The organism is Archangium sp., assembly GCF_036277355.1.
GTDB lineage: Bacteria > Myxococcota > Myxococcia > Myxococcales > Myxococcaceae > Archangium.
In genome coordinates, this window is the sequence record NZ_DASUNC010000048.1 from 52,643 (window position 1) to 67,126 (window position 14,484).

Annotated in this window: 10 protein-coding genes; 4 read left to right on the forward strand and 6 right to left on the reverse strand. The window is 69.6% G+C overall.

Features of this window, described 5'->3' with window-relative positions:
• Positions 1 to 52: 52 nt before the first annotated feature.
• Entirely contained in the window at positions 53 to 2,038 is a 1,986-nt protein-coding gene (locus tag VFZ09_RS12890) for a M1 family metallopeptidase (protein WP_329727840.1), read from the forward strand.
• 29 nt (positions 2,039 to 2,067) lie between these two features.
• Positions 2,068 to 2,871 (forward strand): hypothetical protein, encoded by an 804-nt coding sequence (locus tag VFZ09_RS12895; protein WP_329727841.1) that lies wholly within the window; start codon positions 2,068 to 2,070, stop codon positions 2,869 to 2,871.
• Between the two features lie 18 nt (positions 2,872 to 2,889).
• On the opposite strand, the gene VFZ09_RS12900 is transcribed toward VFZ09_RS12895, so the two are convergent.
• The 5 genes from VFZ09_RS12900 to VFZ09_RS12920 all read right to left on the reverse strand — a co-directional run bounded on the left by VFZ09_RS12900 (position 2,890) and on the right by VFZ09_RS12920 (position 9,258).
• Positions 2,890 to 4,275, reverse strand: a complete 1,386-nt coding sequence (locus VFZ09_RS12900; RefSeq protein WP_329727842.1) for a hypothetical protein — start codon at positions 4,273 to 4,275, stop codon at positions 2,890 to 2,892.
• The gene (locus VFZ09_RS12905) at positions 4,272 to 5,684 is read right to left on the reverse strand and encodes a DUF1501 domain-containing protein (protein ID WP_329727843.1); all 1,413 of its coding nucleotides are present in this window, start codon (positions 5,682 to 5,684) and stop codon (positions 4,272 to 4,274) included. The genes VFZ09_RS12900 and VFZ09_RS12905 overlap by 4 nt, the downstream gene beginning before the upstream one ends.
• 17 nt (positions 5,685 to 5,701) lie before the next feature.
• On the reverse strand, positions 5,702 to 7,498 hold the full coding sequence (locus tag VFZ09_RS12910) for a hypothetical protein (RefSeq protein WP_329727844.1): 1,797 nt from the start codon (positions 7,496 to 7,498) through the stop codon (positions 5,702 to 5,704).
• A 28-nt stretch (positions 7,499 to 7,526) separates the two neighbouring features.
• Positions 7,527 to 8,537 carry a hypothetical protein gene (locus VFZ09_RS12915; protein WP_329727845.1) on the reverse strand — a complete coding sequence of 337 codons (1,011 nt, stop codon included), beginning with the start codon at positions 8,535 to 8,537 and terminating at the stop codon, positions 7,527 to 7,529.
• A 106-nt stretch (positions 8,538 to 8,643) separates the two neighbouring features.
• On the reverse strand, positions 8,644 to 9,258 hold the full coding sequence (locus tag VFZ09_RS12920; RefSeq protein ID WP_329727846.1) for an MXAN_6652 family MXYO-CTERM-anchored protein: 615 nt from the start codon (positions 9,256 to 9,258) through the stop codon (positions 8,644 to 8,646).
• 244 nt (positions 9,259 to 9,502) lie between these two features.
• Between VFZ09_RS12920 and VFZ09_RS12925 the strand changes: the two genes are divergently transcribed.
• Entirely contained in the window at positions 9,503 to 10,756 is a 1,254-nt protein-coding gene (locus VFZ09_RS12925) for an AAA family ATPase (protein ID WP_329727847.1), read from the forward strand.
• 20 nt (positions 10,757 to 10,776) lie between these two features.
• Here the strand turns inward: VFZ09_RS12925 and VFZ09_RS12930 are convergent, their stop codons facing one another.
• Positions 10,777 to 11,784 carry a glutamine amidotransferase-related protein gene (locus VFZ09_RS12930; RefSeq protein WP_329727848.1) on the reverse strand — a complete coding sequence of 336 codons (1,008 nt, stop codon included), beginning with the start codon at positions 11,782 to 11,784 and terminating at the stop codon, positions 10,777 to 10,779.
• A gap of 295 nt (positions 11,785 to 12,079) precedes the next feature.
• Between VFZ09_RS12930 and VFZ09_RS12935 the strand changes: the two genes are divergently transcribed.
• Positions 12,080 to 14,386: a nitric-oxide reductase large subunit gene (locus tag VFZ09_RS12935; RefSeq protein WP_329727849.1), complete on the forward strand. Its 2,307-nt coding sequence runs from the start codon at positions 12,080 to 12,082 to the stop codon at positions 14,384 to 14,386.
• Positions 14,387 to 14,484: the final 98 nt, after the last annotated feature.

Below are 14,484 nucleotides of genomic sequence, written 5' to 3' on the forward strand. Positions count from 1 at the left end.
TCCCCAGCGGCATGCGCTATGGTGCGCTCCCCTTCCTGGAGCGGAACAACGCATGAGAGGACGCCTCTGCCTGCTGCTGGGTGGTTTGCTGCTGCTCGCCGGTTGTCATCGAAGCACGAGGTCCGACGAGGCCACCTCCGGCTGTCGGCACTCCGAGTCCATCTGCGGCCCAGGCACCTCCTGCGCCGCCAGCGGCCAGTGTCTGATGGACTGCCGGGAGAACCTCGCCGAGGCCTGCGGCCCGGGGATGCTCTGCAACCAGGGCACCGGGGCGTGCGTGGCCGCCCAGAAGCTCGACTGCAACGCGGTGCCCGGCCTGTGCTGGGAGAACCAGGTCTGCGACGCCCCCACCGGCTACTGCCGCGAGGCCTCCATCGACACCGCGTTGGCCTATGACGTCCAGCTCTACGACTACACGCTGCACGTGGACACCGCCGCGAGCACCTTCACCGGCCAGGTGAGCATCTTCCTCGTGGCCACGCGCGGCGGCACGGGCACCCTCACCCTCGACGTGGGCAAGACGGTGGAGGTCCCCGTCAAGGGAGGCTCGGCCCCGTACACGCCGTACACGGTCACCTCGGTGAAGAGCCGCTCCGGCGCAGCGCTGGCCTTCACCCAGGACTCCACCGCGGGCACCCTCACCGTGACGCTCGGGACTCCGCTCGAGGCCAACGCCTCCGAGGTCCTCACGGTCGCCTACCACGGGCCGCTCAACCCCATCTCCGACAGGAAGCACGACCTCTACTTCACGGGCCTCATGAGGCGGGAGGGCAAGCTGGGGCATTCGCTCGTGCAGACCTTTGGATGGCCCAACCACACGCGCCGCTGGCTGCCCAGCCATGACCATCCTCGCGACATCGCTCGCGCCATCGCCCGCGTCAGCATCGACAACGGCCACCCCGTCCAGGCCAACGGCGTGCTCGTCCAGGAGTCCGAGGGCACGCCCCAGCGCCGCACTTTCCTCCTGCGCCAGCCGGTGCCCACCTATGCCCTGAACTTCATCGCCTCGGACTACACCCGCGTCCCGCTCGGCAACGTGGAGGGTGTCCAGGTGGACGCGTACATGTACCCGGTGGCCGCGGAGCGCGCGGTTCCCCCGCTGTGGTGGACCGGAACGCTCGGAGCCATGAAGTACCTCAACGAGGCGCTCGGGCCCTTCCCCTTCGAGCGCTACGCGATGATGCAGGTGCCCTCGGCTCTCGGCGGCATGGAGCACGCCACGGTGGTGTCCATCGCCGACACCCGCACCGAGGGCCCTGATGAGGAGGGCCACGGGAACAAGCTCGTCATCCACGAGATGCTGCACCACTGGTGGGGGGACAGCGCCCACCAGGCGAGCTGGGAGGAGTTCTGGCTCAACGAGAGCCTCGCGTCCTTCTACACCGCCGAGGCGCTCGGGGTGCTCGGGGGCCGGAGCGCGTTCCAGGCGGAGCTGGACCGGATGAAGGCGGCGATCTTCAAGGCGCCCGCCCGCTACGATGACGACGCGCTCCGCTGGTCACGCCAGCCCGAGGAGGTCCCTGGCGAGACCACCAAGGCCTCCTTCGGAGCGCCCTACGTCAAGGGGCCCTGGGTCTGGCAAATGATCCGCCTCCAGCTCGGTGAGTCCGCCTTCGCCGCGTTCATGAAGAAGTTCTACACGGCCACGCGCTTCAAGCCGTACAGCACCACCCAGCTGATCTCCATGCTCAACGCCGAGAGCGCGGTGGACTTCACTCCCTTCTTCAAGGAGTGGGTGTACGGCAGGGGCTGGCCGAAGCTCGCGAGCACGTGGAGCTACGACAGCGCCCGCCGGGTCATCCGCCTCACGGTCCGGCAGACCCAGGATGTGGCGCGGTACGGCAGCTACACCTTCAGCGGGCCCCTGGCACTGAAGTACGTCTTCGACGACGCGGATGCGGCGACGGCCTCCTGCACCGGCGAGGTGACCTTCACCGGGGGCGCGCTCGAGTCCACGGTGGACATCCCGTGCACCCGAGCGCCCACCACGATGAGCCAGCCGTTCACCCGGGACCTGCTCGTCGAGCTCGTCCCGTAGCTGGGCATGGGCCGGAGATGGCGGACCCCGTGAAAACCGAAGAGTTCCTCGCGGACGCATCGCAATTCACCTCGCCCCGATGGAGGGCTGCCAGGACCAGGGGTCGAGCAGAGGAAAAGGAACTCTGGGACTACCTTTACGAGCTTCCATCCTTCATCCGGGAAACAGGTCAGGTCTATCGGTTCGAAGAACATCTCGAGGGGCTCCCTCCCACCACTCGTCCCAGCCCAAGCGCCGCTCTGCATGCGCGCACGAAGGGGAGCGCGCGACAAGCGATGGAGCTTCTCCTGAAGGTGTGGGACAAAACGGCCGAGCCTGGACAGAGGCAGCCCGTACTCGTTCTCATCGGCCTCCTCGACTTCATCGCCGACACGGGACAGGCCGATGCATTCGACGACTATGTCAAGAACCGGCTGGAGTATGCCCCGCTCGCCATGGCGTGCTTCGCGACCCGCGATGAAGCGGAAACCTGGCTGAAGGGACTCGCGGAGCCGCCGAGCCCTGCCCGAATCATCATCGGCGACGCGTACCACTGGCTCTGGAGCTCTCGCGAAGACGACACCCGCGCCATCACTCGCGATTACGTCATCGAGCCCTATCTCGAAGCGCTCACCGCGCGAGGAATCCCACCCGCGGTGCCAGCCTTCGAGAGCCGCGAGGACGCAGCGGCCTGGCTCTCGAACCACCCGATGTCTCCCTTTGGCTTCGTTTCCATCGCAGGGGAGAGCCACCTCGCGGTGCACCACAAGAGACTGAAGCGCCATACGCTTCACCCCGTGGCCTCCGCGTTGAGTGAATGGGAGGAGGAGAAGAAGCGAAGGGCCGGGGGATGACCCCGGCCCTCTCTCACTTCAGTTCTCCACGGCGCCGGAGAGGAACACCCAGTTCTCGATGGACTGGCGCTCCGCCTCGGGCAGCGGCGAGTTGCCGTTGAGCGGGTTGATGGGCATGCGGCTCCCCACGATGCTGCCGTCACCCGTGAGCTTGAGCACCAGGTAGCTCTTGTCCAGGCTGCCCGGCTGGATGAGGTTCATCGTGGGCTTCTGCACGGAGGGCTTGAGCACCAGGCGCTGGTACACCTCGCGCGAGGTGCCGAGCAGGTTCAGCCCGCCCTGCGGGTTCTCGCCACCGTGGCAGCCACCGCAGTTGGACTGGAGGATGGGCAGCACGCGCGCGCTCCACGTGTCTCCGGAGCCCGCCAGGCTCAGGGCCGACGGGTTCGCCGAGTACGAGCACTTGTTGTAGTCGATGGCCGAGCTCAGGCTCCACTGCGTGGCGTTCGGGTCGAGCCCCTCGATGAAGCACATCAGCGCCAGCATGTCCTGCACGTTGGGCGGCTGGTTGGCCAGCGGCATGCGCGTGCCGGGCACCGGCTCCTGCTCCCCGCCCCTCTTCATGTACCCGCGCAGGCGCGCCACCAGGTAGCTCTCCTCGGGCTTGCCCGGCTTGATGAGCGGCACCGTGTTGCCCACGATGCGCGCCCCATACGTGCCGTTGCGGTTCTGGTCTCCCTGGACGATGCCGCTCGCCACCAGGCCTTCCACCGTGTCGCGCTGGTTCTCGCGCACCTCGGCGAAGAGGTGCCGCCGGTCACCGAGCACCCACCACCGCGTCTCGTAGCTGGCGAAGGCCAGCTCCTGCACGTCACCCTGGTCGTTGATGAAGTTGCGGATGAACGTGCCCGTGGCGTTGATGCGCTCACTGGTCACGGGCACGGGGTCATGCAGGTGCAGGTGCAGGCCCGGCGTGGACTCGTCCGGCCGCGTCCCCCTCGGGTCCAGCTCCGGCGTCTCTCCGCGGACGAGCTCGAACCAGCCGATCTCCACCTCCTTGAAGGCCGGCTCGGTGAAGCGGAAGCGGTCTCCCAGGCGCTCGCACCGGTCGAACACGCCCGTCGCGGTTCCCGACTGCACGTTGCACGGAGCGTTGATGGAGGCCACGAAGGTGGCCGGCGTGTGCAGGTCCGGGTACTCCTTCTGGTTGTGGCACACGCCGTTGGTGCCGCTGCAGGTGCGCATCACCAGCTTGCGGTGCAGATCAATCCCCGTGGGGTAGATGAGCTGGGCCCCCAGCACATCCACGTCCGAGCCCGTGTACGCCGTCACATCCGAGGTACCGGCCGACGTGGGGCGCTTCGGGTCGAACGGGATGGTGCCCGGGTCGCCCGGGTTGGGGTTGGTGGGGCCGCAGGCCAGCGCCAGGGCGCCAAGGGAGACGGCGAGAAGAGAGCGCTTCATGCGAAGAAGTCCTGGATGGGGGCGTCGGCGGGGAAGATGCCCTGGTGGTCGGCACCGAGCAGGTCCAACATCGTCTTGAGCACGGAACGGTACGAGTACACCTGGCCGGTGGCCTTGAGGTTGGAGCGGTTCACCGAGCCGAGGCTCTTGCCGCCCTTGCCGGCGGCGGTGATGACGCCGCCCATGAAGGGCATGGACATCCACCGGGTGGCCAGGTCGCTGCCATGGTCACTGCCGTTGGCGGAGTTGTAGCGGCTGCCGCCCGTGGTGCGGCCGAACTCGCTGCCGAGCACCACCAGCGTCTTGTCCCAGTACGTCCCGCCCTCGGGGTGCTGCATCTTCTGGAGGGCCGTGCGCAGGCCGCTCACCAGCCGGTTGGCCGCGTCCATCTCGCCCGGCAGCTCCATGTCCTCGCGCGAGTGGAAGTCGTAGCCGCCCTGGTTGAGGAACACCGCCGGGCAGCCGAAGTGGAAGAGGCGCAGCGCGAGCGCCGCCCGCTGGCCCGTGGTGTCCGTGCCCAGCAGCGTGCGCAGCTCGCGGTTGCTGATGCCGTCCACCTGCTCCTGCGAGTCGGTGTTCACCCGCAGCAGCGGATCGCGGAAGATCTTCCCGTAGTCGCTCGTGGCCTTGCGCGTCTGCTGGTACGTCTCCACGCCGCCGCGCAGCGCCGTGTGCAGCCGCGCGTGGAAGCGGGCGTCCATCTTGCCGGGAAGCGGCCTGGCCCACGCCGGCAGCGTCGAGTCCGGGTCCACGCTGAAGCGCTCGAAGCCGCTGCCCTCCAGCACCGGTGGCCGGTAGGTGGCGTACTCGCCCGCGCCCGTGGCCATGCCGGCCTCGCCCATGCTGAAGGCCGGCAGCAGGGTGATGCCGCGGGAGGCTGCCTCCTTCACGCGCTCGCGCACCCCGTAGTTGACGAGCGTGAGGAAGCCGGTGGCCCCGCCCACGTAGCCCGTGAGGAAGCGCTCCAGGCCCGTGCCATGGCCACCATCCGCGCGCGCCGAGAAGGGCTCGTGGTCCACGCACGGCAGCACGCACATCTCGTGGGTGAATTCGTTGACGGGCTTCATCCCCATATCGCGCTGGGGCTTGGCGTCCTCGCCCTCCAACCACGTGGCGCGCTCCAGCAGCTTGCCCGCGCCCCACTCGGTGCCGGGCGCGCGCTTGTCCGAGAGGCCGAAGGGGTTGAACTCGTCGGCCACGTCGCTGTTGAAGGCGGTGGTGAAGCGGAAACCGCCGGACAGGCGGATGTAGATGAGGTGGCGGATGCTGCCGTGCCCGGGCGTCTGCGCACGGGCCTCTCCCGGCAGCCACAGGTGGGGGAAGGCCAGCGCGGCGGTACCCGCGCCCAGCCCCTGCAACAGGCGGCGGCGGCCAAACGTGACGGACTTCTTGTCATCGGAGTCGGACATGGGAAGGGGCTCCGGGGCTAGTAGAAGACACGCTCGGCGCTGCTGAGCAGCGCGAAGCAGTAGGGACGGGCGAACTCCTCGGCCTTGCAGAGGGTCTGGGCACACGCGGTGCCCGCCTCGCGGGCCTCGGCCTTCTCGGTGGCATCCGGCGAGCGGCCGAGCAGCAACCGGTACTGGTGGGTGGCGATCTGCTCGGCCAGGGCCGGGTCCACCGCGCGGCTGGGGCTCACCCCCTCGGGCAGCAGCTTCTCCACCGCGGCCCCCTTCACCTTGGGGTCCAGGGTGGGGTTGCACAGCTCCTGTACGAAGGACAGCTGGGTGGCGGTGGTGAGGATGCTCACCACGCGGAAGCGCCCGCCCACCACGTTCTCCGGGCAGCCGCCCAGGGTGCGCGCCAGGCCCGAGTAGCGCTCGTCCAGCTCGCCCTTGTCGTCCAGCTTCCAGCGCGACTCCTGCAGCACGCTGAAGCTGGCGACACTGCCCGACTCCAGCAGGGCCTCGGGCTGGCTGATGCGGTGATCGCACCCGGGCAGCGTGTAGCCGGTGTTGTGCGCCATGGAGTCGATCCACACCTCGGCGTCCACCTGCTTGAGGGGGCCATAGGTCCACCGGTAGCCGGAGGCCGAGGCGCCCTCGGCGGACTGGAGGTAGGCGGCGGAGGTGGCCACCGCGTAGTGCACCGAGCGGATGTCGCCGTCGTTCGCCAGCAGCCAGCGCACCAGCTCCTCGCGCACCTCGGGCACGCGCGCGGACAGCTCATAGCCCAGGTACTGCAGGAGCACCTCGTCCACCGCGCGCTCCCAGAAGGCCATGTCGCGCGCGAGGATGCGGCCCGGCGTCTGCAGCTTCGCCCACTCCTCGGGCTTGAGCAGGCCGCTCCACATCGTGGACTCGCGCAGTGCCGGGTCGCGCGCGGCGCGCAGGTCCGGGGTGAAGATGAGCTCGTTGTAGCCCCACAGCACGCTGGCGCACTCGCCGCGCGACACCTCGTCCACCTGCCCGGTGTCATCCAGGCAGCGGAAGCGGATGAAGGCGTCCGGCAGGCGCAGGCCCATCTGCGGATGGTCGTAGTAGCCCGAGTGCCACAGCTTGTAGAGGCGCGACATGTCCGCGCGCTCGTGCTCGAAGGGCGGGCGGCCGAGGAACTGGTTGAAGAGCGCCTCCGCCTTGTCCCCCGGGTCCGCGTAGCGGCGGGTCAGCACGGGATGGGCGCTCACCACCGCGGCGAACAGGTCATACGGCACCTTCCCGCGGAAGAGCTTCTCCACCAGGCGGTCCATGTCGTAGATGGCCTGGAGGCTCGTCACCTCGTTGCTGTAGAGGAAGCGGTCCGCGGCGCGGCGCTGCTGGACGAGGATGAACTCGTCCATGTCCATCAGCCGCTTCACCGTGGCGCCCCACCCGTCCGAGCACGTGGCCTCGGCCTCGTCGGCGCCGGGCACGCGGCCCAGCATGTCCACGAAGAGCCGGCGGCACGCCTCGGCGTGCACGATGGGGCGGTTGGACAGGCCCACGCCCCAGAGGCTGCGGCACAGCCCGCGGTTGACGGGGTTCTGGAGCGCCGCCCCGTTGCAGTACGCCACGCAGTCCGCGTTGCAGTCGGGCGGGCGCGTCTCGTTGGGCAGCGAGCCCACCGCGCGCGCCGCGGGCAGGGTGTCATCCCCTCCCGTGAAGTTGCCCGAGGTGATGGGGTCGCCGTTGCCCACCATGCCACCGGGGCCCAGGGCCACCTGCTCCGGCTCGAAGGTGTAGGTGGGCTGACACGCGGCCACCAGGGTGAGGACGGAAAGAAAGAGCGTCCGAGAGACAGTCATGCACGACTCCCTGCGAAAAGAGGGTGCTTCAGAGGGAGAATTCAGCTCCGAGCGACAGCCCCAGGCGCAGGCCCAGGGTGCTCCAGGTCTTGGAGTAGTTGAAGCCGGAGATCTCCTGGCTCGTGGCGAAGAGGTACTGCTGGCCAATCTGTCCGAGCAGATCCGCGCGCAGCCAGATGCTGTCGGACATGCGCCGCCGCGCGCCCACGGACGGCCCCAGCAGCCAGCCCACGCGCGGCACGCTCCACACGGACACGCCCTGCGTCTGGAGCCGGTTGATCGTCTCGGCGAACTCGAGGCCGGGGATGAGGAGGGAGAGGCCCGCGCGGCCGGCGAAGACGACCTCCGTCTTGTCGGCGACGGGCAGGCCGTACTCACCGGAGACGAACGCCTCGTTGTAGATGCCGAAGCCGAACTGCTGGCCTCCGGACGCAGCGTAGTTGCCGAAGACGCGCACGCCCGCGCCCAACCGCAGCCGCTCGCTCACCGAGGACACGGGAGCGCTCAGCCAGGCCGTGATGGACAGGAAGCCCGCCGAGTAGTCGAAGGACTCATCCAGGCGCGCGGTGTTGATGTACTGCACACCCGTCATCCGCGCCCCTTCCAGGTAGAGGTCGGGGCTCACGCCGATGCGCATGGGGCCCGAGACGAGGGGGGCCTCCTTGGAAGTCTCCTTGGCGGCGGAGCGGGACGCCGCGGCCTTCTGCGCCGGAGCGGGCCGGGCTTCCGCCACCTGCTTGGACTCGCGGGCGGGCCGGGGAGGCTCCTCGGCGGCCTTCGTCTCCACGGGGGCCGCGGGAGCCGCCTTCACCTCGGCGGCGGGGGCGGGCTCGGCGGCAGCGGGCTCGGCGGCGGCGGGCTGAGCGGCCGGCTCCGCGGCGGCGGGCTTGGAGGCGCTCGTCCGGGACGACTTCGCGGACTTCTTCTTGGGAGCGGCCTCGGCCGCCGGAGCGGAGAGCACCAACAGCGCGGAGAGCAGGCCGCAGCAGACGCGAGACAGCGGCTGGAACATGTTGCGCGAGCGGAGGGAGGGCAGCACGGGGGGACTCGGGAGCAGGAGAGACGACGGCGGGGGGACGACAGGGGGACTGCCCTCCTCCCGGGCCCCAGCCGGACACGGGAGGAGGGACGCAACAACGGTGGGCTCAGCTACGGCGGCGGCGGCGCAGCAGCGCCAGGCCGGTGGTCAGCGCGAACGCCAGCACCGGAGCACCACCGGCGGAGGAGCAACCACCCTTCTCCTCCTCCTGCGGCTCGTTGTTGCCGGTGACGGTCACGGGCAGCGTCGCCGTCGCGGAAGCGTCTCCGGTGGAGTTGTTGTCACCGTTGACCGAGTTGCCGGCGGCGAAGATCCTCACGGTGCCGGCCGAGGGGGGCGCCACCAGCGAGAAGTTGAAGGTGATCGCACCGCTGGCGGCGGGCTTGGGGGCGTTGTGGGTGAGCTCGTTGCTCACCTTCTTGATGCCCGTGCCCGTGCCGGGCTCGAGCGACGCCGCCGTGTTGTCCACGGCCACGTTCATACCGCCCTTCAGGCCAGGGCCGCCGGTGATGGTGAGCGTGTACTGACCCGTCGCGCCTGCGGCGAGCGACGAGGGGCCGGTGAGCGTGACCGTGGGCGCCGAACCGCCCGCGTGGCAGGTGGAGCACGTCGCGGCGGACTTGCCCGAGTTGCCGGTCATGCCGGCGGAATAGGCGAAGGCGGGGGCGGACAGCAGGCACGCCGAGAGGACTCCAGCAGCGGCGTACGAGGGGAACTTCATACAACCTCCATGAGTGGGGGTTCTCTTTTTAACTCGCTTCGCCCCGTCCTTCCCATGGTCCCCTGACACTTCACGGAGGCGTCACCCCTGCACGGACCGTATGGCCGGAGAAGAGCCGTATGGCCGTAAGAGTTCCCTACATCCGGCGCCTGCTGCCCCCGGGGCTCCAACATCTCACGAATGCCCACAAGGGGGCCGGGTGAGGATATGGTGCGGCCCTACCTCGTTTCCGTTGGCCCTCCGCATGTACCTGCGCAGCCTCACGATCCAGAACCTCAAGCTCCTGAGGGACGTCGCCATCTCCTTCACCCGCTCGGACGGGGAGATCCGGCCCTGGACGGTCTTCGTCGGGGAGAATGGGCTGTGCAAGACGGCCGTGCTCCAGGCCATCGCCCTCGCCGCGAGCGGCTCCTCGCTGGGCAGCGAGCTGGCGGATGTCACCTCGCTGCCGGACCGGCGGCTGCCCTCCAGCGAGCTGATGCTCATCGGCGCCGAGTTCACCTTCGGCACGGAGGGCCACAAGGCGCGCGACTACCCGGGCCTGGAGAAGAAGCACTCGCTGCCGCCCTATGTGCGCAGCTCGGTGGCGGCCAAGAACACCTGGCGCGAGCTGGTGGGCAACTCGAGGTACGTGGGCGTGGAGCACACGCGCGTCTTCGATCCCATCCGCGAGGCGCGCCGCACGCAGCTGCCGGGGTGGTTCGTCGCGGGCTACGGCGTGGCGCGGGCGCTGCCCCGCCCCAATGCCATCCAGGGCGAGGGCCTGTCGGATCCCATCAAGCAGCGGATGGCGAACCTCTTCGACCAGGGCAGCCTCATCGCCACCGGCTTCGCGGACGTCTTCGAGCCGGCGCAGGCGAAGGCGTACTCGCGGGTGCTGCGGCAGGTGCTGCTGGAGGGCAACCTGCTGCCGGGCCTGGTGGGCCTGGAGCTGAAGAGCCAGGGCATCGTGCGCACGCGGCAGGACATGCTGGAGGCCCACCGCTTCGAGCTGGAGATGGGAGGCCAGCGCATCCAGGTTCCCGCCACGTGGCTGTCGCACGGGTACCAGAGCTCCATCGCCTGGCTGGCGGATCTGCTCGGCCACATCCTGCTCGAGGCGGGCAAGCCCGTGGCGCCCGAGAAGATGGAAGGGCTGGTGCTCGTGGACGAGCTGGACCTGCACCTGCACCCGCGCTGGCAGACAGCGCTCGTTCCCGCGCTGAAGAAGATCTTCCCCCGGCTCCAGTTCATCGCCACCACGCACTCGGCGATGCTCCTGCCGGGGCTGGAGCAGGAAGAGGTGCTGGTGCTGCGCCAGGACGATGACGGCCACGTCGACGTGGCCCCGGCGCCCGCCTCGCCCTCGTGGCTCACGGGCAGTGAGCTGTTCGACGTGTTCTTCGACAAGAAGGGCAAGCCCCTGCGTGGCAGCCGGAGCCCCGCGCCCCGCAAGAAGCAGCCCGCGCCGGAGAAGGCGCGCGCCCCCAGGACGGCGGCCCGGACGAAGCGGAAGTAGGCCCGCACGAGCCCGCCCTTCTATACCGTCAGGGGCTCGGTGGTGAGGGCCTCCGAGCCGGGCGGAACCTCCGCGTCGGGCGAGTCCAGCAGCACCAGCAGGGGGATGGCCGACCCGGTATCCCCGAAGCTGGCCATGCCGCGCACGGTGCCCTCCACACGTGAGCCATCCGGCCGCTTGAGCGAGAGCGTCTGCCCCACCCGCACGATGGGCGCGCGCCGGGGAATGCCGGGCGAGAGCAGCACGCCCCGGCCCGCCAGCCGTTGGATGGCATCCACGGTGAACAGGTAGCGCTCCCCGCCTCCCGCCCCCACCTGCCGCGCGAAGAAGGTGGCCAGCCGCTCCAGCAGCAGCATCGCGTGTTGCCGCACCCGCGCCACCCGGGGCCCCTCCCGCTTCAGCAGCTCCTCGGCGGTCAGCCCCACGCGGGCCACATCCGCTTGCGAGCCGCTCACCCAGCGCTCGAACACCCCCCCATCCACCTCGGGATGGAAGCGCACGCCATAGGACCTGCCCACGCGGAACGCCTGGTGCGGGTAGCGCGCCGTGGAGACCAGCTCCTGCGCTCCGGGGATGGGCTCGATGGAGTCCCCCTGCCAGTGCAGGACGTCGAAGAACTCCTCGAAGCCGGCGAACAGCGGGTCCGCCTGCCCCTCCATCGTCAGGGACACCGGGTGCACGCCCAGCACCGCGCCCTTCTCGCCCGGGTGGACGCGGGCCCCGGCGGCGGCGGCGAGCAACCGCGCACCCCGTCCGATGCCCAGGCTCGGCCGGCCCGCCTCCAACCGGCGCGCCAGCAAGCGCCGCTCCTCCTCCCACACGGCGGGGGGCTCCCCCTCCGGGTGGCCCAGCGACTTCCCCATCACCACCACCAGGTCCGCCTCCGTGTCCTCCGGGTGCGGCTCTCTCGTGCGGACATCCAGGGAGAAGCCCGCGCGCCGCAACGCGGGGCCGAGCTGCCCGGGACCGTCCTCTTCGTCATGGAGGAGGACGACGGCGGTTCGGGGGGACGGGGAAGGCGCGTTCATGCCGGGAACATTGGCACGCGACTGACACGGTGCAGGGTCCAGAGGCGTCCCCGCGGAACTCCGGTCCCGCGCTCCATCGTCTGGGTGACAGTGCCGGGTGCCGGGGGTTTCACGGACGTGTGGCGCGGACCCCCATAACCCTGCACGTTGAATGCACATTTTGCACACACCTTGCTGCCGGACGCACCGGTTGCGTGCACGGAGCGCGTGGGCCCGAGGGGAGACGGGGTGGAACGGGGCTTGCTCTGGGAGGACCCCATCCGCCCCATTCCTTCCCCATCAGGAGCACGCGGTCATGCAACACCGAAAGCTCTGGCTCGGCCTTGGCGCTGTCGTCCTGGTCTCGTTCCTGGTGCTGGGTGGCCAGGGAGTCCGCATCTCGCGCACGCTGCCGCCCATCCCCGACAAGGTGATGACGCAGGACGGCACGGTGCTGCTCACGGGCGAGTCCATCATGCGTGGACAGAACGTGTGGCAGTCCATTGGCGGGCAGCAGGTGGGCTCGGTGTGGGGCCACGGCGCGTACGTGGCGCCGGACTGGAGCGCGGACTGGCTGCACCGCGAGGCCACCTTCGTGCTGGACACCTGGGCCCGCGAGGAGAGCCGCGCCTCCTATGCCCTGTCCCCGGCCGAGCGGCAGGCGGCGCTGCGCGAGCGGCTCGCCGCGATGATGCGCACCAACACGTATGACGCGAGCACGGGCACGGTGACGTTGGACCCGGTGCGCGCCGACGCGATGCGCGCCAACGCCGACTACTACGCGGACGTGTTCTCCCAGGGCCGCTCGGCCTACGCCATTCCCCAGGGCGCGCTCACGGATGCCCAGAAGCTGAAGGACCTGGGCGCCTTCTTCTGGTGGACGAGCTGGGTGACGTCGACGAACCGGCCCGGGGACACCGTCAGCTACACGCAGAACTGGCCGCACGAGCCGCTGGTGGGCAACCGGCCCGCCTCGGGCGTGTTGATGTGGAGCCTGGCCTCGGTGGTGCTGTTGATCGCCGGAGTGGGAGGGCTCGTCTGGTACCTGAGCGGCAAGAAGGAGGACGAGGAGCTGGCGCCGCCCGAGAAGGATCCGTTCTCCGGGATGCAGCTCACCCCGAGCCAGCGGGCCACGGGCAAGTACTTCCTGGTGGTGGTGGCGCTCTTCCTGGCGCAGGTGGGGCTGGGCGGAGTGACGGCGCACTTCGGGGTGGAGGGCGCGGGCTTCTACGGCGTGCCGCTGGCGAAGTACCTGCCCTACGCGGTGACGCGCAGCTGGCACACGCAGCTGGGCATCTTCTGGATTGCGACGGCGTGGCTGGCCACGGGCCTCTTCGTGGGCCCGGCGGTGAGCGGGGTGGAGCCGAAGTACCAGCGGGCGGGCGTCAACTTCCTCTTCGTGTGCCTGCTCATCATCGTGGTGGGAGCGCTCTTCGGGCAGTGGGCCTCGGTGCAGCAGCGGATGGGCAGCGGGGACTCCTGGTACTGGTTCGGCCACCAGGGTTGGGAGTACGTGGACCTGGGCCGCTTCTGGCAGATCTTCCTCTTCGTGGGCCTGTTCGTGTGGCTGTTCCTGACGGCGCGGGCGGTGTGGCCGGCGCTGAAGAAGCCGAGCGAGGGCCGGCCGCTGCTGGTGCTCTTCGTCATCTCGTCGCTGGCCATCGCGTCCTTCTACGGGGCGGGGCTGATGTACGGGCAGCGCAGCCACATGGGCATGGTGGAGTACTGGCGCTGGTGGGTGGTGCACCTGTGGGTGGAGGGCTTCTTCGAGGTGTTCGCCACGGTGGTGATGGCGTTCCTCTTCACGCGGCTGGGGGTGCTGTCGCCGAAGGCGGCGGTGCCGGCGGTGCTCTTCACCACCCTCATCTTCCTGAGCAGCGGCATCATCGGCACGTTCCACCACCTGTACTTCTCGGGGACGCCGGCTTCGGCGATGGCGCTGGGCGCGACGTTCAGCGCGCTGGAGGTGGTGCCGCTGGTGCTGGTGGGCCGTGAGGTGTGGGGCCACCTCCGCCTGTCGAAGCTGCCGGGGTGGATGGAGCAGTACCGCTGGCCCATCCTGTTCTTCATCGGGGTGGCGTTCTGGAACCTGGTGGGCGCGGGCCTGTTCGGCTTCCTCATCAACCCGCCGATCGCGCTCTACTACATGCAGGGGCTCAACCTGACGCCGCTGCACGGCCACACGGCGCTCTTCGGGGTGTACGGCATGCTGGGGATCGCGCTGATGCTCTTCTCGTTCCGGATGATGCAGCCGGACGCGAAGTGGAAGACGCAGCCGCTGGCGTGGGCCTTCTGGAGCATCAACGCGGGGCTGGTGCTGATGGTGGTGCTGTCGCTGTTGCCCATCGGCGTGTTGCAGACGAAGGCGGCCATCGAGCAGGGCACGTGGTGGGCGCGCAGCGCGGAGTTCATGCAGACACCGCTGATGGACACGCTGCGGTGGCTGCGGGTGCCCGGGGACGTGCTCTTCGCGGTGGGGGCGGTGCTGCTCGCGTGGTTCGTGGTGGGCCTGAAGACGGGCTGGTCGCTGGAGCGGGTGGAAGAGCCCCGGACGAAGCCCGAGCCCCGGCCCGAGCGTCTGGGAGCGGCGGCCCCGGCCCACGCGGTCGTCCAGCGCCGCTGAGCCCCATCACCCCAACCCCATCACCCCCAAGCCCAATCCACGCCCAATATCCCCTCTCCCTCCGGGAGAGGGACGGGGTGAGGGTATCGAGGTTCCCG

What these genes read in the sequence shown, in the direction of transcription:
- VFZ09_RS12910 (WP_329727844.1), bottom strand. Translation starts at nt 7,498, where the DNA reads ATGACTGTCTCTCGGACGCTCTTTCTTTCCGTCCTCACCCTGGTGGCC.
- VFZ09_RS12905 (WP_329727843.1), bottom strand. Translation starts at nt 5,684, where the DNA reads ATGTCCGACTCCGATGACAAGAAGTCCGTCACGTTTGGCCGCCGCCGC.
- VFZ09_RS12900 (WP_329727842.1), bottom strand. Translation starts at nt 4,275, where the DNA reads ATGAAGCGCTCTCTTCTCGCCGTCTCCCTTGGCGCCCTGGCGCTGGCC.
- VFZ09_RS12890 (WP_329727840.1), top strand. Translation starts at nt 53, where the DNA reads ATGAGAGGACGCCTCTGCCTGCTGCTGGGTGGTTTGCTGCTGCTCGCC.
- VFZ09_RS12925 (WP_329727847.1), top strand. Translation starts at nt 9,503, where the DNA reads ATGTACCTGCGCAGCCTCACGATCCAGAACCTCAAGCTCCTGAGGGAC.
- VFZ09_RS12930 (WP_329727848.1), bottom strand. Translation starts at nt 11,784, where the DNA reads ATGAACGCGCCTTCCCCGTCCCCCCGAACCGCCGTCGTCCTCCTCCAT.
- VFZ09_RS12920 (WP_329727846.1), bottom strand. Translation starts at nt 9,258, where the DNA reads ATGAAGTTCCCCTCGTACGCCGCTGCTGGAGTCCTCTCGGCGTGCCTG.
- VFZ09_RS12935 (WP_329727849.1), top strand. Translation starts at nt 12,080, where the DNA reads ATGCAACACCGAAAGCTCTGGCTCGGCCTTGGCGCTGTCGTCCTGGTC.